Source organism: Ruegeria sp. CDSC025, from assembly GCF_059610805.1.
In genome coordinates, this window is the sequence record NZ_JBXWOJ010000008.1 from 23,994 (window position 1) to 43,705 (window position 19,712).

The 19,712-nt window shown below is 57.1% G+C and carries 19 protein-coding genes; 5 read left to right on the top strand and 14 right to left on the bottom strand.

Annotated features, from left to right (window positions below):
• Window position 1: 1 nt before the first annotated feature.
• The 3 genes from AC2FH8_RS12545 to AC2FH8_RS12555 all read right to left on the bottom strand — a co-directional run bounded on the left by AC2FH8_RS12545 (window position 2) and on the right by AC2FH8_RS12555 (window position 2,866).
• On the bottom strand, window positions 2–460 hold the full coding sequence (locus AC2FH8_RS12545) for a FixH family protein (RefSeq protein ID WP_271949816.1): 459 nt from the start codon (window positions 458–460) through the stop codon (window positions 2–4).
• A 2-nt stretch (window positions 461–462) separates the two neighbouring features.
• A complete protein-coding gene (gene ccoG / locus AC2FH8_RS12550; RefSeq protein WP_271949814.1) occupies window positions 463–1,890 on the bottom strand; it encodes a cytochrome c oxidase accessory protein CcoG in 1,428 nt (475 codons plus the stop codon).
• 100 nt (window positions 1,891–1,990) lie between these two features.
• The gene (locus AC2FH8_RS12555) at window positions 1,991–2,866 is read right to left on the bottom strand and encodes a LysR family transcriptional regulator (protein WP_271949812.1); all 876 of its coding nucleotides are present in this window, start codon (window positions 2,864–2,866) and stop codon (window positions 1,991–1,993) included.
• Between the two features lie 100 nt (window positions 2,867–2,966).
• On the opposite strand from AC2FH8_RS12555, the gene AC2FH8_RS12560 reads away from it, so the two are divergent.
• On the top strand, window positions 2,967–3,149 hold the full coding sequence (locus AC2FH8_RS12560; RefSeq protein WP_142636937.1) for a hypothetical protein: 183 nt from the start codon (window positions 2,967–2,969) through the stop codon (window positions 3,147–3,149).
• 103 nt (window positions 3,150–3,252) lie between these two features.
• Here AC2FH8_RS12560 and ccoP read toward each other — a convergent pair whose 3' ends face one another.
• From ccoP to ccoN, 4 genes are read right to left on the bottom strand one after another with little or no spacing between them, the layout of a single operon-like run.
• Window positions 3,253–4,116: a cytochrome-c oxidase, cbb3-type subunit III gene (ccoP, locus tag AC2FH8_RS12565; RefSeq protein WP_142636939.1), complete on the bottom strand. Its 864-nt coding sequence runs from the start codon at window positions 4,114–4,116 to the stop codon at window positions 3,253–3,255.
• The gene (locus tag AC2FH8_RS12570; RefSeq protein WP_142636941.1) at window positions 4,113–4,325 is read right to left on the bottom strand and encodes a cbb3-type cytochrome oxidase subunit 3; all 213 of its coding nucleotides are present in this window, start codon (window positions 4,323–4,325) and stop codon (window positions 4,113–4,115) included. Before AC2FH8_RS12570 ends, ccoP begins: the two co-directional genes overlap by 4 nt.
• Before the next feature lie 11 nt (window positions 4,326–4,336).
• Window positions 4,337–5,065: a cytochrome-c oxidase, cbb3-type subunit II gene (ccoO, locus tag AC2FH8_RS12575; RefSeq protein ID WP_142636943.1), complete on the bottom strand. Its 729-nt coding sequence runs from the start codon at window positions 5,063–5,065 to the stop codon at window positions 4,337–4,339.
• A gap of 14 nt (window positions 5,066–5,079) precedes the next feature.
• Window positions 5,080–6,687 (bottom strand): cytochrome-c oxidase, cbb3-type subunit I, encoded by a 1,608-nt coding sequence (gene ccoN / locus AC2FH8_RS12580; protein WP_142636945.1) that lies wholly within the window; start codon window positions 6,685–6,687, stop codon window positions 5,080–5,082.
• A 195-nt stretch (window positions 6,688–6,882) separates the two neighbouring features.
• Between ccoN and AC2FH8_RS12585 the strand changes: the two genes are divergently transcribed.
• Window positions 6,883–7,722: a universal stress protein gene (locus tag AC2FH8_RS12585; protein ID WP_271949806.1), complete on the top strand. Its 840-nt coding sequence runs from the start codon at window positions 6,883–6,885 to the stop codon at window positions 7,720–7,722.
• A 28-nt stretch (window positions 7,723–7,750) separates the two neighbouring features.
• Here AC2FH8_RS12585 and AC2FH8_RS12590 read toward each other — a convergent pair whose 3' ends face one another.
• Both AC2FH8_RS12590 and fnrL read right to left on the bottom strand, forming a co-directional pair.
• Window positions 7,751–8,005: a GlsB/YeaQ/YmgE family stress response membrane protein gene (locus AC2FH8_RS12590; protein WP_271949803.1), complete on the bottom strand. Its 255-nt coding sequence runs from the start codon at window positions 8,003–8,005 to the stop codon at window positions 7,751–7,753.
• Window positions 8,006–8,077: 72 nt separating this feature from the next.
• On the bottom strand, window positions 8,078–8,821 hold the full coding sequence (fnrL, locus tag AC2FH8_RS12595) for a transcriptional regulator FnrL (protein WP_281973102.1): 744 nt from the start codon (window positions 8,819–8,821) through the stop codon (window positions 8,078–8,080).
• 61 nt (window positions 8,822–8,882) lie between these two features.
• On the opposite strand from fnrL, the gene hemN reads away from it, so the two are divergent.
• Together hemN and AC2FH8_RS12605 are read left to right on the top strand one after the other, a co-directional pair.
• Window positions 8,883–10,238: an oxygen-independent coproporphyrinogen III oxidase gene (gene hemN, locus AC2FH8_RS12600; RefSeq protein WP_281995392.1), complete on the top strand. Its 1,356-nt coding sequence runs from the start codon at window positions 8,883–8,885 to the stop codon at window positions 10,236–10,238.
• A gap of 207 nt (window positions 10,239–10,445) precedes the next feature.
• Window positions 10,446–12,374: an elongation factor G gene (locus AC2FH8_RS12605; protein WP_271949797.1), complete on the top strand. Its 1,929-nt coding sequence runs from the start codon at window positions 10,446–10,448 to the stop codon at window positions 12,372–12,374.
• A gap of 19 nt (window positions 12,375–12,393) precedes the next feature.
• Here the strand turns inward: AC2FH8_RS12605 and AC2FH8_RS12610 are convergent, their stop codons facing one another.
• The 5 genes from AC2FH8_RS12610 to AC2FH8_RS12630 all read right to left on the bottom strand — a co-directional run bounded on the left by AC2FH8_RS12610 (window position 12,394) and on the right by AC2FH8_RS12630 (window position 18,758).
• The gene (locus AC2FH8_RS12610; protein ID WP_496689902.1) at window positions 12,394–13,971 is read right to left on the bottom strand and encodes an ABC transporter ATP-binding protein; all 1,578 of its coding nucleotides are present in this window, start codon (window positions 13,969–13,971) and stop codon (window positions 12,394–12,396) included.
• Window positions 13,968–15,074, bottom strand: coding sequence for an ABC transporter permease (locus AC2FH8_RS12615; protein WP_142636960.1), 1,107 nt, complete (start codon window positions 15,072–15,074; stop codon window positions 13,968–13,970). The genes AC2FH8_RS12610 and AC2FH8_RS12615 overlap by 4 nt, the downstream gene beginning before the upstream one ends.
• The gene (locus AC2FH8_RS12620; protein WP_142636962.1) at window positions 15,075–16,160 is read right to left on the bottom strand and encodes a microcin C ABC transporter permease YejB; all 1,086 of its coding nucleotides are present in this window, start codon (window positions 16,158–16,160) and stop codon (window positions 15,075–15,077) included. It abuts the gene before it with no gap.
• A gap of 9 nt (window positions 16,161–16,169) precedes the next feature.
• The gene (locus AC2FH8_RS12625) at window positions 16,170–18,074 is read right to left on the bottom strand and encodes an extracellular solute-binding protein (RefSeq protein ID WP_496689903.1); all 1,905 of its coding nucleotides are present in this window, start codon (window positions 18,072–18,074) and stop codon (window positions 16,170–16,172) included.
• A gap of 174 nt (window positions 18,075–18,248) precedes the next feature.
• Window positions 18,249–18,758, bottom strand: a complete 510-nt coding sequence (locus AC2FH8_RS12630; protein ID WP_142637256.1) for a c-type cytochrome — start codon at window positions 18,756–18,758, stop codon at window positions 18,249–18,251.
• A 119-nt stretch (window positions 18,759–18,877) separates the two neighbouring features.
• On the opposite strand from AC2FH8_RS12630, the gene AC2FH8_RS12635 reads away from it, so the two are divergent.
• Window positions 18,878–19,711, top strand: a complete 834-nt coding sequence (locus tag AC2FH8_RS12635; RefSeq protein ID WP_142636966.1) for a prephenate dehydratase — start codon at window positions 18,878–18,880, stop codon at window positions 19,709–19,711.
• The last annotated feature ends 1 nt before the right edge of the window (window position 19,712 follow it).

A 19,712-nucleotide genomic window follows, 5' to 3' on the forward strand; every position in this document is an offset into this window, starting at 1 on the left:
CCTAGCCTTTCACATAAAGCGGCACGCGCTGTGCAAACTCGGCCCCGCTGTGATCTTTGGCAACCAGCCGAATGTTCCAGTTGCCCGGACCCAGCGATGCCGGAGTCGCATATGCAGTCCCGTCGAATATGAAATCAGGAGCAAAATCATCTTTGACATGGGTCGCGCGGCCCACAACGGCCTGCAGGTCAGCCACCTTGACCGGTGCGCCCGTCTGATCGGTTATATGCAGGATCAGCAATCCGCCCGAAATCTCGGCGCGGATAAACCAGCCCAGCGCCTGATGTTCCTTCAGGCGTTCGTTGAATTCCTGGCTGGCGACATAGGAATTCTTGACCTCGAGCCCCGGAAAGGTCTTCACCGCGCTATAGGCCAGAACCAGGTTCACCGTGATGATCACGCCAAAGGATGCAACGAACACAGCAAGCGCATGTTTGCCGGTGAATTTACGTTCAGCCATGTTCAGTTCCCTCGTCCGTTAAACGTGGTGTCCTTATAGGCGCGCTCACCGCTCTGCAGGTCTTCGACCCAGATGCGGACCGGCGTCGTATCCAAAGTTGCTGGCCCGGTGTCGCCCGATGCGACGATGTAAACACGGGTCAACTGTGCCGTATCCGCCGTCACATTGACAGTCTCACCTTCAACCCCCTCGATCTGTATCTTCAGGGCCGGATCACCGGACAGGGTCAGTTGGAATGGGCGGTCCTCGCCATGTTTGTTCCGCAGTCGTACATCATAAGTGTTACGGATAGTTCCGTCAGAAAGGGTTACAAATGTCGGGTTTCGCACCGGCGCTACGGTCAGATCAATGTCAGAACGGATGAACAGGGCGAACAAAAGCGCGAAGCCAACCGCAGACCACATACCCGTATACATGATGGTCCGAGGCCGCAGGATGTGTTTCCAGACATTCTTGGGCGGATGACCGGCGCGTTCACTCGATTCGTCGCTCAACGCCATGTAGTCGATCAAGCCACGCGGCTTGCCAATTTTGGCCATCATGTCATCGCAAGCGTCGATGCACAGCGCACAGGTGATACATTCAAGCTGCTGACCGTCGCGGATGTCGATACCGACAGGGCAGACATTCACACAGGCCATGCAATCAATGCAGTCCCCAAGATCGGAATCCGCGGTCCGCTTGCCTTTGCCGCGCGGTTCACCGCGCCATTCGCGATACCCAACCACCAGAGTATCCTCGTCCATCATCGCGGCCTGAATGCGCGGCCAGGGACAGGCGTAAATACAGATCTGCTCGCGTGCGAACCCACCAAACAAAAAGGTCGTCCCCGTCAGGATCAATATGGTTGTATAGGCGACCGGATGTGCATCTCCGGTCACTAGGTCACGGACCAGCGTTGGCGCATCCGCGAAATAGAACACCCAGGCACCACCCGTTGCCAGACCAATAAACAGCCAAGCGACCCATTTGGTGACACGCAGCCTTGCTTTGTGGAAATCCATCTTTTTCTGACGATGCAGGCGCAGACGGGCGTTTCGATCACCTTCGATCCAGCGCTCGACCAAGATATACAAATCAGTCCAGACGGTCTGCGGGCAGGCATAGCCGCACCACACGCGCCCCAGCGCCGATGTAAACAGAAACAGGCCCAGACCGGCCATGATCAGCAACCCGGCCACGAAATAGAACTCGTGCGGCCAGATCTCGATCCAGAAAAAGTAAAAGCGCCGGTTGGCCAGATCCAGCAGCACCGCCTGGTCCGGGAGGCTGGGACCGCGATCCCATCTGATCCAGGGTGTGACGTAATAGATCCCCAGCGTGACCGCCATGATGAACCATTTCAGGTTGCGAAACGGGCCGGACACGCGGCGGGGAAAGATCGGTTCGCGCGCTGCGTATAGGCTGGGGGCGGGGTCGGAATCGCTCACGGGCTGGCTCCAGATGTAGCTGTTCTACGGCGTCTTCTTCCAGATCATACGGGCAGCCACTTTGACATGGGTCAAAAGCGCATCGTAAAGACACCTTTTGTCACATCTTACCAGCTTGCCGCCTGAGCCACCTGATAAATATCTTCACCCCAGGACGAAGCGGCATATTTCCGGTGACAATATGGTATCCGCGCCCGTCGGGTTCGCGGAACAGTTCGACCAAACGACCCGCAATGATATCCGCTTCGACAAAATGCCGCACGGTGGCCGTCACACCCTGCCCGGCGCGCACTCCCTCAAGCAGCAGGTTTCCCGGCAAGGCGATGCGGCCAGCGCCGGGGCTATGGCCCACGCCGTGACGGGCCAGCCATTGCGTTGCCTCCGTTGTGCCGAACTCCTCAAGCCAGGGCAGACGGCTGAGTGCTTTAGGTGTCACAGGTGCCCGCCCAGTCAACAGGGATGGCGCGGCGACAATCACGATCGGACTTTGCAACAGCAGTTCGGCCGTCACATCGGGCCAGTCCCCTGCCCCATATCTGATCGCCAGATCCACGCCGCCCGGGCGCAGATCGACCAACCGGGGCGAGGGATCCAGCGCAAGGTGAATGCCTGGATGCTCGGCCTGAAATGCGGGCAAGCGCGGCATAAGCCACGAAGCTGCGAAAGAGGCCGTCAGCGATACGTGGACCGGGCGATCCTCGGTTGCACGCTTCAGGTCAGTGACCGCCGCACCTATGGCCCCAAATCCCAAATGCAGGGCACGCGCCAGAACCTTGCCCTCGGCCGTCAGGGTCATGGATTTACCGGATCGGTCCAGAAGGGCCAGATCCAGGTGTTTTTCAAGCGCACGCAGTTGTTGGCTGATCGCTGCGTGACTGACATTCAGCGACGCCCCTGCCTGAACAACATTTCCAGTCTCAGCAAAGGCAGAAAAGGCGCGCAAAGCCGCAAGCGGCGGCATATCCATCCAGTTCATCTGTAAGTCCTACTTACATATTGGAATGGTAATTGAGTCGCATTTATCAGGCTAAAGATCAATCCTGATAACAGCGGCAACACAATCCAGGAGGGATCAGATGCTTGCGATACTGGCACGAAGTTTCATGGTAGCCACCAAAACAGAGGCTAACGGCAAAGGCACTGGCACAGATAGCCGCGACCTTGCGCGCGGCAGTTGGCTGCCGGACCATCACTGGTGGATTGAAAAGTCTGGCCCGCGCGAAAAGGCGCATCTGGACTGCACCAATGGGGGCCTGTAGTCTGAAAATAGTAGCACCGGCTGTTCAGGAAACGCGCGAACAGAGAGAACAGCCGGTGCCTTAACCTTCGGGCGGCGAACCGTCCGAAGGTATTCTTTTGGCCTTACTGACCGCCACCCAACTGGTGGACATAGGCCGTCACAGCGCGGATCTGCGCGTCGGTAAGGCGGTTTTCCCAAGCAGGCATTACACCGAAACGGCTATTGGTCACGGTCTCAGTCAATGCCTCTGCGTCGCCACCATAGAGCCAGATCGCATCGGTCAGGTTGGGTGCGCCCTGAAAGACGTCACCAGTGCCATCCTCGCCATGACAGGACGAACAGTTATCTTCGAAGACGACCTTGCCTGCCTGCGCAGCTACGTCATCAGTCTGCGCATTGGTCAGGGACATCACGTATTGAACCACTTGGGTGATCTCGTCATGTTCCAGGATTTCGCCAAATGCAGGCATTTCGGAATAGCGCGCATCGTCGCTTTCCTCGTTGCGAATGCCATAGGCGATTGTGGTCTCGATATCCTCAAGCGAACCGCCCCACAGCCAGGCGTCATCCAGCAGGTTCGGGAATCCCGGTGCACCCTGCGCGCCTGAGCCGTGGCATTGCGCACACCAGGTACGGAACACCGCGCCCCCGGCATTCGCCGCGTATTGCTGCAGTTCGGGATCTGCCGAGATATCTTCAAGCGATGTTTCCACAAGCTTGGCGTTCCAAGGGGCATTCGCCTCTTCAAACGCAATCATCTCTTCTTGTACCAGAGCGCGAGAGGACCAGCCCAAAACGCCAGCAGTGGCGGATTGAACCAAGGGCCATGCGGGATACATGATCGTATAGATCACCGCCCAGAAGATGGTGGCGTAGAATGTCCACAACCACCAGCGCGGCATCGGGTTTTCGAATTCTTCGATACCATCCCAGCTGTGGCCGGTTGTACTCGGATCACCCGGCTGTTTTTCAGGTGTCTTGCTCATTGCCGCGCCTCCTTGGATGTGGCGGGATTGTCGTCGCCCCGCAGGGGCGCTGGTGCATCATCATGCCGAAACGGGATATTCGCGGTGTCCTTGTATTCCTTGCTGGAACCCGGGCGAAAAACCCAGATTATGATCCCAACAAAGAAAACAAAGAGCAGCAGCAACATCCAGCTATCCGCGAATTGCCGTAAGAGTGTATATTCTTCCATCACACCCTCCTTTACCGGTTCGCGTCCGGGGTGAAGGTCGAGAAATCGACCAGCGTTCCCAGCATCTGCAGATAAGCGACCATCGCATCCGCTTCGGTCAGCTCGGGCTGACCATCGAAGTTCCGCACGCTGACCTTGTCACCATAGCGTTCCAGCAGGCCGTCATAGTCACTGTCGGGATCGGCCTGCGCCCGGAAATCCGCCACGGCGTTCTCCAGCATCTCTTCGGTATAGGGCGTGCCTACCAGCGCATTCGCCTTCATGACATCACCGATATACTTACCGTCAATCTTGCGATGCTCGAGGAAGCCGTATTTCGGCATTACAGATTCAGGCACCACCGACTGCGGGTTGCGCAGGTGATCCACATGCCACTGGTCAGAATAACGACCACCGACACGGGCCAGATCAGGGCCGGTGCGTTTGGACCCCCACTGGAACGGATGATCATACATTGATTCAGCCGCCAGCGAGTAGTGGCCATAGCGCTCGACCTCATCCCGCATCGGGCGGATCATCTGACTGTGGCAGACATAGCAGCCTTCGCGGATATAGATGTCACGGCCCGCCATTTCCAAGGGGGTGTAAGGGCGCATGCCCTCCACCTTTTCGATGGTGTTCTCAAGATAGAACAGCGGGGTGATCTGCACGATGCCACCGATGGTCACGACCAGGAAGCTGAAGATCAGCAGGAGGGTCGCGTTGGTCTCGAGGATCTTATGTTTGTCGAGAATTGCCATTGCTCCGGCCCTCCTTATTCAGCCGGGACCGCGACGGTCAGGCTGGCCTCTTTGGCCGGCGCTTTCCGCACAGTCATCCACAGGTTGTAGCACATGATCAGCGCCCCAGCGAGGAACATGACCCCACCCAGAGCTCGCACCACATACATCGGGAACTTGGCAGCCACGGTGTCGGCGAACGAGTTCACAAGGAAACCGTTGGCATCCACTTCGCGCCACATCAGGCCTTCCATGATACCTGTCACCCACATCGACGCGGCGTAGAGCACGATGCCGATAGTGGCGAGCCAGAAGTGCCAGCTGACCATTTGCAACGAATACAGACGCTCACGCTTCCACAAGACAGGAACCAGGAAGTACAGAGCACCAAAGGTGATCATGCCGTTCCAGCCCAGCGCACCCGAATGCACGTGACCAATGGTCCAGTCGGTATAGTGGCTCAAAGAGTTAACCGCTCGGATCGACATCATCGGGCCCTCAAAAGTGGACATGCCATAGAAGCCGACCGAAATCACCATCATCCGGATCACCGGGTCCGTACGCAGCTTGTCCCACGCACCCGATAGGGTCATCAGGCCGTTGATCATGCCACCCCAGGACGGCATCCACAGCACGATCGAGAACACCATGCCCAGTGTCGAGGCCCAGTCGGGCAGCGCTGTATAGTGCAAATGGTGCGGACCAGCCCAGATATACAGGAAGATCAGCGCCCAGAAGTGGATGATCGACAGCTTGTAACTGAACACCGGACGTTCGGCCTGTTTCGGGATGAAATAGTACATCATGCCCAGGAAACCGGCAGTCAGGAAAAAGCCCACAGCATTGTGGCCGTACCACCACTGGATCATTGCGTCCTGAACGCCTGACCAGACGATGACAGATTTCGAACCCCAGATGCTGACAGGGATAGTCATGTTGTTGACCAGATGCAGCATGGCGACGGTAACGATAAAGGCCAGGTAGAACCAGTTCGCCACATAGATATGAGGCTCTTTCCGCCTGACGATTGTTCCCAGGAACACGGCAAGATAGGCCACCCAGACGATGGTCAGCCACAGATCGACATACCACTCCGGCTCGGCGTATTCCTTGGACTGGGTTCCGCCCAGCACATACCCGGTCGCAGCCAGCACAATGAACAGCTGATAGCCCCAGAAAACGAACCATGCCAGATTGCCGCCCCACAGGCGCGCAGCGCTGGTCCGCTGGACGACGTAGAAGGACGTAGCGATTAGTGCGTTGCCGCCAAAGGCAAAGATAACCGCCGATGTATGCAGCGGACGCAATCGGCCAAAATTCAGATATCCTTGTGCCCATTCAAAGTTCAGCACCGGATAGGCCAGCTGAAAGGCGATGAATGTCCCGGCAAGAAAACCAACCACGCCCCAAAAGGCCGTCGCGATTACGCCGTAACGGACCACATCGTCCATGTATTCGCCTGAACGATCTATGAGGATATCTGGCTCATCCGTGTTTCTAAGCGTCCAGATGAACAATCCCGCGGCGATCAACATCACCAGAATTGCATGCACCTGATACGCCAAATCGCGTGCATAATTGGTCCCGATCGCTGCAAACAGCACGATCAGACCAAGCACGATCAGCTTGATGTAATTTGACATATTGCGTCCCTTTGCCATGCTCCGCGCGATTCTTTTTTGTCGCGGAACCCATTTGACTGGTCGTTGTTTTGTCCGAGGACAGCCCAAACTGCTTTGATCTGTATCAAGACAGAATAGCGAATATTGTGACAAGGCTACAGAAATGATTTGGCCGGAATGTCGCGGACGGAACGGCCCTGGAGGCAAGAGGTCAAGATGGCGTATAAATCCCTTCTCACAGTTCTAACGGAAACGGAACAATCGGCCCCGGCGCTGGCACAAATGGCAGCCCTGGCCACAGCCCAGGATGCGCATGCCGAAGCCCTGTGCCTGGGGGTCGATCGCAGTCAGACCGGTTATTACTATGCTGGCGCCAACGCGCTGATTCTGCAGGAGACCCTGTCCCGCGCCAAAGCAGAGGCGGAGGACACCCTGCACTATGCAGAGACCTATCTGAACAGTTCCGGCGTACGCTGGTCTGCAGAAAGCGGCGTGGCCCAGATTGCCGATATTGGTCGCCACGTTGCCCATCGGGCGCGGTTCTCGGACCTTGTTATTCTGCCGCAACCTTACGGAAAAGACCGCAGCGTCGAAGCAGAGCCTATCGTCGAGGCAGCCATGTTCGAAGGTCACGCTCCGGTTCTGGTCATACCCGAAAACACGACGCCTTTTGACAAGCCCGGTACTGTCTTGGTCGGCTGGAACGAAAGCGTCGAGGCCATGCGCGCCATTCGCTGCGCCCTACCCTTCCTGATCGAGGCCGATCAGGTGCGGATCGTGGTGATCGACCCACCAACGCATGGGCCGGATCGCTCGGACCCCGGTGGGTTGTTGTCCCAGATGCTGTCACGCCACGGAGTTAAGTGCGAAATCGACGTGCTCAGCAAAACAATGTCGCGTGTATCGGACATCCTGAACCGCCATGCGACGGATACCGAAACAGATATGATCGTCATGGGCGCCTATGGGCATTCCCGATTCCGAGAAGCCATCCTGGGCGGCGCGACACGCAATATGCTGGAACAATCGACTGTTCCGGTGTTCATGGCACATTGAAACGGCAGAGCCGCCCAGCGGGCGGCTTTTACCCGCGTTTCACAAGGCCGATCAGGAAAAGCAGAATGATCGCCCCGATGGTGGCGAAAATAATGGACGAGACCAGACCGCCGCCAACGGCAAAGCCAAGGGCCGGGAAAATCACCCCCGCCAGAAATGCGCCAACTACGCCGACGATGATGTTGCCAATCAGGCCGAATCCCCGACCTTCCATGATTTTTCCGGACAACCATCCCGCGATGGCACCAATAAGCAGCATGGCCAAAAGGCTGCTGAATCCCATGACTTACTCCTGACGCAGTTTCACTGGTCCCACTAAACCACGGTTAAGACAACGGGTCACGCCGTATGTGAATCACACCAGATATCCGCCATCGGAATCGTCGCCTGCCTCTTCCATCAACCGGCCCATATCCGGAACAGATACACGGCGCTTTCCTTCTAGCAAGATGATCTCGTCTTTCTTCAAGGCGGATATCTGACGGCTGACAGTTTCCAGTGTAAGGCCAAGGTAGTCTGCCATCGCCTCGCGCGTCAGCGGAAGATCAAAAACGATTGGGCTGGAACTCCCGTTCTGCCCAATCGACGCATCCCGGCGCGCGATGATGGACAACAGGCTTGCGATTTTTTCGCGCGCAGTCTTGCGTCCCAGCACCAGCATCCATTCACGGGCAGCGTCCAGCTCATCCAATGTCATCTGAAGCAAACGATGCGCGATATGCGGAGTCGCACCCATCAGTTCTTCGAACGGCTTCTTACGGAAACAGCACATGACAATGTCAGTCGTTGCCACGACGTCGTAAGGCGCTGAATCTCGACCTGGACGACCGACGAAATCGCTGGGCAGCAAAAGGCCAACCATCTGCGTGCGCCCATCTTCCATGGTCTGAGTCAAAGAAGCGATCCCCGACACGACCGAGCCCACGAAATTCATCTGATCACCGGACCAGATGATTGTCTGCCCAGCCTCGAAGCTGCGATAATATTTAATACCTTCAAGAAGCTCCAGCTCATGAACATCGCAATGCGCACAGACTGCTCTGTGGCGGATTGGACAATCTTCACAGTTTGTATGATCGATTTTGAAAATCTGTGTCATGCGCGTTCCCACTTGATCTCTATCAAGGTTGCTAGGCGTGCCGTCCTCTAACGGTATCGCCATGATAGTTAAACCACAACTTGCAAAGCTTGGACTATTTGACGCGAAAGTACCGCGCTACACAAGCTATCCAACAGCCCCTCACTTCAACAATGATGTGGGGGTAAACCTTTACGAAGACTGGATTACCGGCATTAAACCCGGCAGCTCCGTCTCGTTGTACATACACGTGCCCTTCTGCCGCAGGCTGTGTTGGTTTTGTGCCTGCCGAACACAGGGGACGCAAACTGACAACCCGGTCATCGCCTATGTCGACGTCCTCAAGGCCGAGCTTGATCTGCTGGCCGCGCGCCTGCCTCAAGGCGTCACCCTCTCGCGTCTGCACTGGGGCGGCGGCACACCAACGCTGTTGAATCCCGATCTGATGCGAGATCTGGCCACACGCATTCTGGATGTTATCCCGCTGGGCCCGGGTGCTGAATTCTCGGTCGAAATCGACCCGAACGAGATTGACCAAGCCCGACTGGACGCGCTGGCCGAAGCGGGCATGAACCGTGCCTCGATCGGCGTGCAGGATTTCGACGATGAGATTCAGAAAACTATCGGTCGCGTCCAAAGCTATGACACCACGCGCGCAGCTGTGGACATGATCCGTGCCCGCGGCATTACCAGTCTGAACGCAGATATCCTGTACGGTCTGCCGCATCAGACCAAATCAAGGATGACTGAAAGCGTACAGAAACTGCTGTCACTGAACCCCGACCGCGTTGCGCTGTACGGATACGCCCACGTGCCGTGGATGGCCAAGCGGCAACAGTTGATTCCTTCGGACGCATTGCCCACGCCCGAGCAACGTCTGGAGCTGTTCGAGACGGCGCGTCGACTGTTCCTCTGGGATGATTACGCCGAGATCGGAATTGACCACTTTGCCACGCAGGATGATGGTCTGACACATGCGCTCAGGACCGGGCGACTGAAACGGAACTTTCAGGGTTATACGGATGATCAGGCCGAGGTGCTGATCGGTGTGGGCGCAAGCTCGATCTCGCGGTTTCCTCAGGGCTACGCCCAGAACGCACCGGCAACATCGGCCTATACGAAAGCCATCCGCGAGGGGCGCTTTTCGACCTCGCGCGGGCATTTGTTCAAAGGGCAGGACATTTTGCGCGCACGTCTGATCGAAGCGCTGATGTGTGATTTTCAGATCAATTCGGCTGAGATTCTGCGTGACCACAACATATCCGCCCAAGAGCTGAACGAGATGTTCCAGAAGGCCAATGCCGACTTCAACAATCTGCTACACGTCACCAAGGATGGCCTGTTCATTCCACCCGAGGCCCGGCCGCTGACCCGAATGATTGCCCGCAGCTTTGACGCCTATGACCTGAGCAAGGCAGGCCACAGCTCGGCGATCTGATCGCTTACAGGTGGGCCCGGTTGTGCGGCCCGCCGCTTAGATACCAGTACAGGGGCTTGACGCGAGCCTCTGGTTGTCTTCACACTTGGGCGGAACGATCCGAACCCTGAGGCAGGTGAATTCGCAGTCAGTCCTCGCCCACGCAGCCGTGTGGGTCGGCCCTTTTCGTGCAGGTATTACTGCAACCTGAAAAGAGGGACATCACTCATGCGCGTATTCACCGTCCTCGGCCCCAGCCAATCTGGCAAGACAACCCTGGTCGAGGCCATAAGCCGTCTCGACAACCGACCCACCACATTCGATGTCTCCGGAACCGTGCACTTGCACGGTTTTTCTTACTTGGACGAGCCCTGGTGCGCGATCGACGTGGACGGGGGCAGCGACAATCTGGGTTATGTCGGACCAGCCATGGCGATTTCGGATGCGGCGGTTGTGGTTGTCCCGCCGGACCCAGACGCGGCTGTCTTGTGCGCGCCCTATCTGCGGCTGGTTGAAGAGGCGGGCATTCCCTGTTTCCTGTTCATCAATCGGATGGACGCCCCAAATGGCCGTATCCGGGATATCATCGCCGCGCTACAGACCTACTGCACCCACCACATCGCCCTACGTCAGGTCCCTATTCGCGACGGCGAGACAATAGTCGGCGCGGTCGATCTGATCTCGGAGCGGGCTTGGAAATATCAGGAAGGCCAGCCCTCGGCCCTGATCGAACTGCCGCTCTCGGTCGAGGACCGCGAACAAGAAGCCCGCACCGAGCTGCTAGAGACGCTGTCGGATTTTGACGATCACCTGTTGGAGCAGCTGATCGAAGACAAACAGCCCGCAAGTGCCGAGATCTACGATCTGGCCGCGCAGGTTTTGCAGAACCACCAGTTGATCCCCGCCTGTCTGGGCGCGGCCAGCCATGGCAATGGCCTGACCCGCCTGATGAAAGCCCTGCGGCACGAAGCCCCTGAGTTCAACATTGCCGCCAACCGCGATGAGGCCACCGAGACTGCCCGCGCCATTGCGGGATTCGCGGACGTGAAGAAACATATCGGCAAGATCATCGTCCTTCGTGGCCTGGGAGATGGCGTGCGTGCGCATGAAGCTTTGGGAGGTGAGACAGTCGGCAATCTGACGACACTTGACGCCAAGACCCAGATTTCCGGGCTGGAGGCAGGTCAGATCGGGCTGGCCGTGAAATCCGATCACCTGATCCCCGGCAATGTTTACGACAGCAAATCCGAATCTCCGTTGCCGGAATGGGCATCATCACATCCAGTCGCCCAACGTCAGATCGTATCACCCGCGCATGAGCGAGATGACGTGCGCCTGTCGAACGCTCTGACCCGTCTGGTCGAGATCGACCCCGGTCTCCATCTGGAGCAGGATGAGCTGAGCGGCCATGCGGTGCTGGGCTCTCAAGGCCCGCAGCACATGCGCCGGATCACCGCCAAACTGGCCGAAGATTTCGGGATCGAAATCGTGGCCGACCCGATCGAGACCGCCTATCGCGAAACCATCCGTGCGCCCATCGAACACCGCCACCGTCACCGCAAGCAATCCGGTGGTGCGGGTCAGTTTGCAGATGTCGTGATCTCGGTCACGCCCATGCCGCGCGGATCAGGGTTTCAGTTCGAAGAGATCGTGAAAGGCGGTTCGGTGCCGCGCAACTATATTCCCTCAGTTGAACACGGGGCCAAGGACGCGCTGGAGCAGGGGCCTGAGGGCTTCCCTGTTGTTGATGTCAAAATCACGCTGAGTGACGGCAAACACCACAATGTGGACAGTTCCGATTATGCTTTCCGCACCGCAGGCAAGAACGCCGTACGCGAGGCGCTGCCTCAGGCCAAACCGGTGGTCCTGCAACCCATTCTGAACGCAGAGATTCACTTGCCATCCGATTTCGTCGGTGATCTTGTCCCCACGATCAGTTCCTTACAGGGTCAAGTGCTGGGATTCGAAGGCAACCCCAACGCTTCGGGCTGGGAGATTTTCAATGCCCAACTTCCTGCCGTGGCCGAGGATGAGTTGCATCGCACCCTGGCCAGCGCCACGCGCGGCACCGGTTGGGTAAAGTTAAGCTTTGATCACTATGAAGAACTGCGCGGCCCGATACCGAAAGCGGCAACGCGGGAAACCGCAAACGCGTGAAAAACACGGCGAGCGGGCTTCAGCCCGCTGCCGCAATCAATTCGCGGGTGTAATCTGTCTGCGCGTTTTCGAACAGGTCTTCGGCAGCGCCCATTTCAATCACGTCACCGTTCCGCATAACGATGACATTATGTGACATCGCCCGGACCACTTTTAGGTCATGGCTGATGAACAGATATGCCAACCCGTATTTCCGCTGCAGATCTCGCAGCAAGTCTACGATCTGCACCTGAACCGTCATGTCCAGCGCGCTTGTCGGCTCATCCAGCACCAGAAGTTTGGGACGGAGCACCATCGCCCGTGCGATGGCGATACGCTGCCGCTGCCCGCCCGAGAACTCGTGCGGATACCGGTCCATCGACGCCGGGTCCAACCCCACTTCGGTCATCACATCCGCCACCAGATCACGCGGGGAGCGGTGTGGATCAACCTTGTGGATTGCCAGACCCTCGGCGATGATTTGCATACAGGTCATGCGCGGGCTCAGGCTGCCAAACGGGTCCTGAAACACAATCTGCATATCCTTGCGCAAACGGCGCAATTCGCGTGTGGACCAACGGCGCACATCCTGGTCGCGAAAGGTGATACCACCCTCGGACGCGATCAGCCGCATGATGGCCAGCGCCAACGTGGTCTTGCCCGACCCGCTTTCGCCCACGATCCCCACGGTTTCGCCGGCGCGCACGCTGAGGCTGGCGTCATTCACCGCCTTAACATGGCCGACAGTTCGCTTGAGAAAGCCGCGCTGGATCGGGAACCAGACTTTCAGGTGATCGGTGCGGGCGACCTCTTCTGCATCCGCGGCGACCGGATCGGGTTGGCCCGACGGTTCGGCCGCCAGCAATTTCCGGGTATAGGGATGCTGAGGGTTCTCGAAGATGTCCGCGGTTGCACCGGCTTCGACAATCTCTCCGTCCTTCATGACGCAAACTCGATCGGCGATCCGGCGCACGATGCCAAGGTCATGGGTGATGAACAGCATCCCCATGTTTTCGGCTTTCTGCAGGTCTGCCAGCAACTCGAGTATCTGTGCCTGAATGGTCACGTCCAGCGCCGTGGTCGGTTCATCTGCGATCAGAATGTCCGGCTTATTGGCAAGCGCCATGGCGATCATGACGCGCTGCCGTTGTCCGCCCGAAAGTTGGTGCGGATAGCTGTCCAACCGATCCTGCGGATCACGGATGCCAACCTTGGTCAGCAGCTCGACAATCCGACCACGGGCCGCGTCGCCCACAACGCCCTGATGCAGCGCCAGCGATTCAGCCATCTGCTTTTGGATCGTGTGCAAAGGGTTGAGCGATGTCATCGGCTCTTGAAAGATGAAGCTGATGTCGTTGCCTCGCACATCCATGAGATGCTTCTCGGACGTTCCGATCATCTCTTGCCCGTCGTATTTCACCGATCCTTCGACAATCGCGCTGTCGCCCAACAGCGAAACGGTCGACAAGGCGGTCACAGATTTTCCGGACCCGGATTCCCCTACCAAAGCCACGGTTTCCCCACGATCCACCGTGAAGGACACGCCCTTGACCGCCGCACTGACCTGCCCGTCCTGCCGGAACGAAACCTTGAGGTTGTTTACATCCAGCAGGCTCATGAGAAGGTCTTTCTGGGATCAAACGCATCGCGGACGCCTTCGAAAATGAAGACCAGAAGCGACAGCATGATGGCAAAGGTGAAAAAGGCGGTAAAGGCCAGCCAAGGGGCCTGCAAGTTCTGTTTTGCCTGCAAGGTCAGCTCACCAAGTGACGGGGCCGAGGACGGCAGGCCGAAGCCCAGAAAATCCAGCGAGGCAAGCCCGCCAATCGTTCCGGTGACGATGAAGGGCATGAAGGTCAGCGTGGCGACCATTGCATTGGGCAGCATGTGGCGGAACATGATCGTCCTGTTGCTGACGCCCAACGCCCGCGCCGCCCGGACATATTCAAGGTTTCGCGCCCGCAGGAACTCAGCTCGGACAACGCCAACCAATCCGGTCCAGCTGAACAGGATCATGAGCAACACCAGCAACCAGAAACTGCGCCCTAGAATAGCGAACATGATGATGATCACATAAAGCGATGGGGTGGCCGACCAAATCTCGATGATCCGTTGAAAGATCAAATCCAGCCAGCCGCCAAAAAAGCCCTGAATGGCGCCTGCGAAGATACCGATCAGGCTGGCAACACCTGTGACCATCAGCGTGAACAGAATGGACAGACGGAACCCATAGATCACCCGTGCAAGCACATCGCGCTTGGTGTCATCGGTGCCCAACAGGTTCTGACCGTTGGGCGGCAGCGGGGCGGCGCCCGGCCGATCAACGCTGGTTTTGAAAGAGTATGGGATCAGCGGCCAGATGGCCCAGCCGCGCTCGAACCCGTCGGCGGCAAAGGATCCGGCCTCGATCTGCTCGATAATGCCGTCAGGATCGTCAAAGCACTGATCCAAACCGCCACTGTCTATCAGACAACGCACTTCGGGGTCGCGATAGATTGCTTCGGTTTGGAAATCACCGCCAAACTCGGTCTCTGGGTAGAAATTGAAGATCGGCGTATAAAGCTCACCGCGGTATTTCACGAGGATCGGTTTGTCATTTGCGATAAATTCAGCAAATAGCGACAGGCCGAACAGGATCGAGAAGATGATCAGCGACCAGAACGCCCGGCCATTGCGACGGAAGTTGCGCCACCGGCGCTGATTCAGGGGGGAAAGCGCCATTTACCCCTCCCGCTTTTCAAAGTCGATGCGCGGATCAACCAACACATACATCAGATCACTGATGATGCCGACCACCAGACCCATTAGGCCAAAGATAAACAGGGTCCCGAAAATAACCGGGTAATCCCGCGCCACGGCGGCCTCGAAGCCCAACCGGCCCAATCCATCCAGCGAAAAGATGGTTTCGATGATGATTGACCCTCCGAAAAACACACCGATGAAGACGGCCGGAAAACCCGCGATTACGATCAGCATCGCATTGCGGAATACGTGGCCGTACAGCACCCGGCTTTCGCTCAGGCCCTTGGCGCGGGCGGTCATGACATATTGCTTTTTAATCTCGTCCAGAAACGAGTTTTTGGTCAGCAAGGTGAGCGTTGCGAAGGCAGAGATGGTCAGCGCCAGGATCGGCAACGCGATATGCCAGAAGTAATCGGCAATCTTGCCAAATACACTCAGGCTGTCCCAGTTGTCCGAGGTAAGCCCCCGCAGCGGAAAGATCTGCCAATAGGACCCACCGGCAAATAGCACCAGCAGCAAAATGGCGAACAGAAATCCCGGGATGGCGTAGGCCACGATGATGGCACCACTGGTCCAGGTGTCAAAGCTTGATCCGTCCCTGATCGCCTTGCGAATACCCAGAGGGATCGACACCAGATAGGCAATCAGCGTCGACCAAAGCCCCAGCGAAATAGACACCGGCATCTTTTCCAGCACCAGATCGGTCACACTGATCGACCGGAAATAGCTCTCGCCAAAATCCAGAGTCAGGTAATTACCCATCATATTCAGAAACCGTTCCAAGGGCGGTTTGTCGAACCCGAATTCTTTTTCCAGTTCTTCGATGAATTCAGGCGGCAAGCCGCGCCCGCCGATATAGCGGTCATTTGTGCCGCCGGTCTGCTGTTCGATATCGCCGCCACCGCCAGCGATACCTTCAAATACATCTCCACCACCCTCCATCTGGGCGATGATCTGTTCAATCGGGCCGCCTGGCACAAACTGCACAAGGGTGAAGTTGACGATCATGATTCCCAGCAGTGTGGGAATGACCAGCAGCAGGCGTCTTAGAATATATGCTCCCATTTGGGCGGATTACCTCAAGGCGCCGGAGGATTTCAACTGGGCTTCCTGCTCGGCGTTGATCCACCACAGGTCTTCGACACCCAATGAATAAGGCGGCAGGTTTTCCGGGTATTCATACATGTCCCAATAGGCAACCCAGTATTTGCCCAAATACCAAGTGGGCACCATGATCCGCTTGGCCCGCAAAACACGGTCCAGGGCGCGAACATTGGCAAACAACTCTTCGCTGTTGGTCGCTGCCACGATGTTGTCGATCAACGGTTCAATATCCGGGCCATACGCACCGGACGGGTTGAATACGGAATACGAGGCCGCCTCGGTTCCGAATTGCTGGTACAGTCCCGTCGAAGGTTGCAGCGAACTTGGGTACCCGCCGAAAATCATGTCGAAATCCCGGTCACGGCGGCGCAGGGTGAATTGCGCATTGTCCACACGATTGTAGGTTGCATCTATGCCCATCGTCCTAAGGTTAGCGACAAATGGCTGGATGATACGATCAAGAGTCGGCTGGTCTGACAGAAATTCTATGGCCAGTACTTCACCGTTTTGATTGCGGCGGATACCGTCTTCACCCACCTGCCAACCGGCCTCATCCAGCAGCTTCATCGCGGCGCGCAGATTGCGACGATCATTCTGACGCTCGGCGCGGGATTCATGGGCAACGACCGGTTGGTCGGTCAGTACCGCAGGGTCCAGCGCATCGCCCAGGCTTTGCAGAACCTCCAGTTCACGCCCCTCGGGCAGCCCCGTCGCCTCTAGGTGAGTTCCCTGCCAGAATGAGTCGCGCTGCTGAAACAGGCCATATTGCAAGCTTTCATTCGTCCATTCGAAGTTGAACCCTAACTGGACGGCTTCGCGCACCTTGGGATCCTGAAATTGTGGCCGGTCCAGGTTCATGACAAAGCCCGAAGCGTTGGGGACATCCCCGTCTTCCAGCTCTACCCGAACCACTGTTCCGTTTGCTATGGCAGGAAAATCATAGGCCGTTGCCCAGCTTTTCGAGTTGTTTTCCTGGCGCAGTGTGAACGTGCCCGCCTTGAACCCTTCCATCGCAGCAATCGAGTCCGCGAAATATTCGATCCGGATGGAGTCATAGTTGTTGCGGCCAACATTCACATTAACGTGGTCGCCCCAATAGTCCGGGTTGCGCTTGTAGACGATGCGCCGGTTGATGTCATAGCTGTCCAAAACATAAGGTCCGGATCCGATACCGGGCTCAAGCCGGGATTTGTCGAGCCGCCGGTTTTCGGGGTCTGCCTCAAACCAGGCCTTGGAAAACACAGATGTCCCGGCAACCTGACTTATTAGGCCACGGCGCGGGATATCCGGTGCGAAATAGAATTTAACCCGATGATCATCCAGCGCTTCGGCACGCGGAATCATCTCGCGGACGGCGTCGGCATAGGATTTTAACCCCTGTTCCAGCAGCAGATTATGCGAAAACACAACATCTTCGGCAGTCACCGGGCTTCCATCGGAAAACCGCGCCTCAGGTCGCATGTTGAAGATGACCCAATCCTGGCTTTCCGGGTATTCAAGGCTTTCTGCCAGCAGACCGTAGTAAGTGGCCGTTTCATCATAGGACGCGACCATCAGGGATTCATACTGATCCGCAGAACGCGCACCCGCGCGTCCCTGCCGCGTATAGGGGTTGAAACTGTCAAATGTCCCTTGCGCTGCATAAGATAACTCTCCGCCGCGCGGCGCATCAGGATTTACATAGTCGAAATGGGCAAACCCTTCAGGGTATTTCAAATCGCCAAATTCCGAGAATCCGTGTCTTTTGATGATGGTCTCTTCGGCAAACAGTTGAGAGGTCATGAGCGCAAGCAGCAAAAAGCCGGTTATCGGTATGGTCAACCAACCTCTGAAATCCAATGCACGTGCCTGAACAATCTGTCGGTTGGATTCCATTTGGCTCATCCCCTGTTGCGTCACTTCTTATAGTCTTGCGCCTGAACGAAGCTAAAGGTCCAGCGTTGACTGATTCAAGTTTAGAATGCGTGAGCGCATTGTGAAGGTTTCTTCATACAAAAAAAGCCGCTGCACGGGGCAGCGGCTTTGAACTTCAGATGTGCCGGTGTGGCATCAGTTGCCGATTGTCTGCAGATAGGCAATCAGATCGGCACGGTCCTGCGGTTTTTTCAGGCCAGCAAAACTCATGGATGTGCCCGAGATATAGCTGCTTGGCTTGGTCAGGAAGGCATCCAGTGCTTCGGGTGTCCAGTTGCCGCCATGGGCCTGCATCGGTGCCGAATAGCCGGTAAAACCGCTGGCCGTTGCGACAGGGCGGTCAACGACACCATACAGATAGGGGCCTGTGCCGTTTGCACCGTCTTCCAGCTTGTGACACGCGGTACACTTGCGGAAAACTTTGGCGCCTTTTTCAACGTCGGCGGCGGCCAGCAGCTCTTCAAATACTACCTCTTCACCGTTGGCGCTTTCGCCTGCGCTTTCGGTTTCGATGATGTACGAAGCCGTCTCGCCATGGGCATCGGCGTGGTAAAGCTCTTCTGCGGCCCATTTGGCCAGAAGCAGCACCAGGAAGGTGCCAAACAGGCCTGCTGCGGCCTTGGTAACTGTCATCGTGTCGAACATTGATCGCGAGTCCATTTCAGCTGTCTGCGGGGTGTCTAAGGCTTCCCCTTACAAGAGGCAAGGTATAGACACCGCGACTAAACGCCCAATTCTGGAACTTGTTGCACGGAATCGACCAAATGACAAAACGTATCGCATTTCAGGGAGAACCCGGTGCCTATAGCCACGAGGCATGCCGAAACGCTCGTCCCGATATGGAGGCCCTGCCCTGCCGCACATTTGAGGATGTGATCGAATCAGTTCGGTCCGGCAAAGCAGACCTGGCGATGCTTCCGGTCGAAAATACGACCTATGGGCGGGTGGCCGATATTCACCGCCTGCTGCCCCATAGCGGGTTGCATATCATCGATGAAGCTTTTGTTCGCGTACACATCAATTTGTTGGCCGTCCCCGGTGCCAAGCTGAGCGACATCACCGAAGCGCATTCGCATCTGGTGCTGCTGCCACAATGCGCTGGGTTCCTGAAGCAGCACGGCATTCAGGGACGCGTCAGCCCGGACAATGCCCGCGCCGCGCGCGAGGTTTCCGAGGCCGCCGAACTGCATTCTGCTGCGCTGGCCAGCGAGTTGGCCGGAGAGATCTATAACCTGAACGTCCTGGCCCGCCATATCGAGGACAGCGACGACAACACCACGCGCTTTTTGATCATGTCACGCGACGCGGATCTGTCGCGGCGCGGGGCGCATGGGATGATCACCAGTTTTGTGTTTCAGGTCCGCAACATCCCGGCCGCGCTGTATAAGGCGATGGGCGGCTTCGCCACCAATGGTGTCAACATGACCAAGCTGGAAAGCTATATGGTCGACGGGTCGTTCACGGCCACGCAGTTCTATGCGGATATTGTCGGGCACCCAGATGACCGCAATGTACAACTGGCCCTGGAAGAGCTGGAACATTTCACCACCAATGTTGAGATTCTGGGCGTGTATCCAGCCGTCCAGCCGCGCGGCTAGC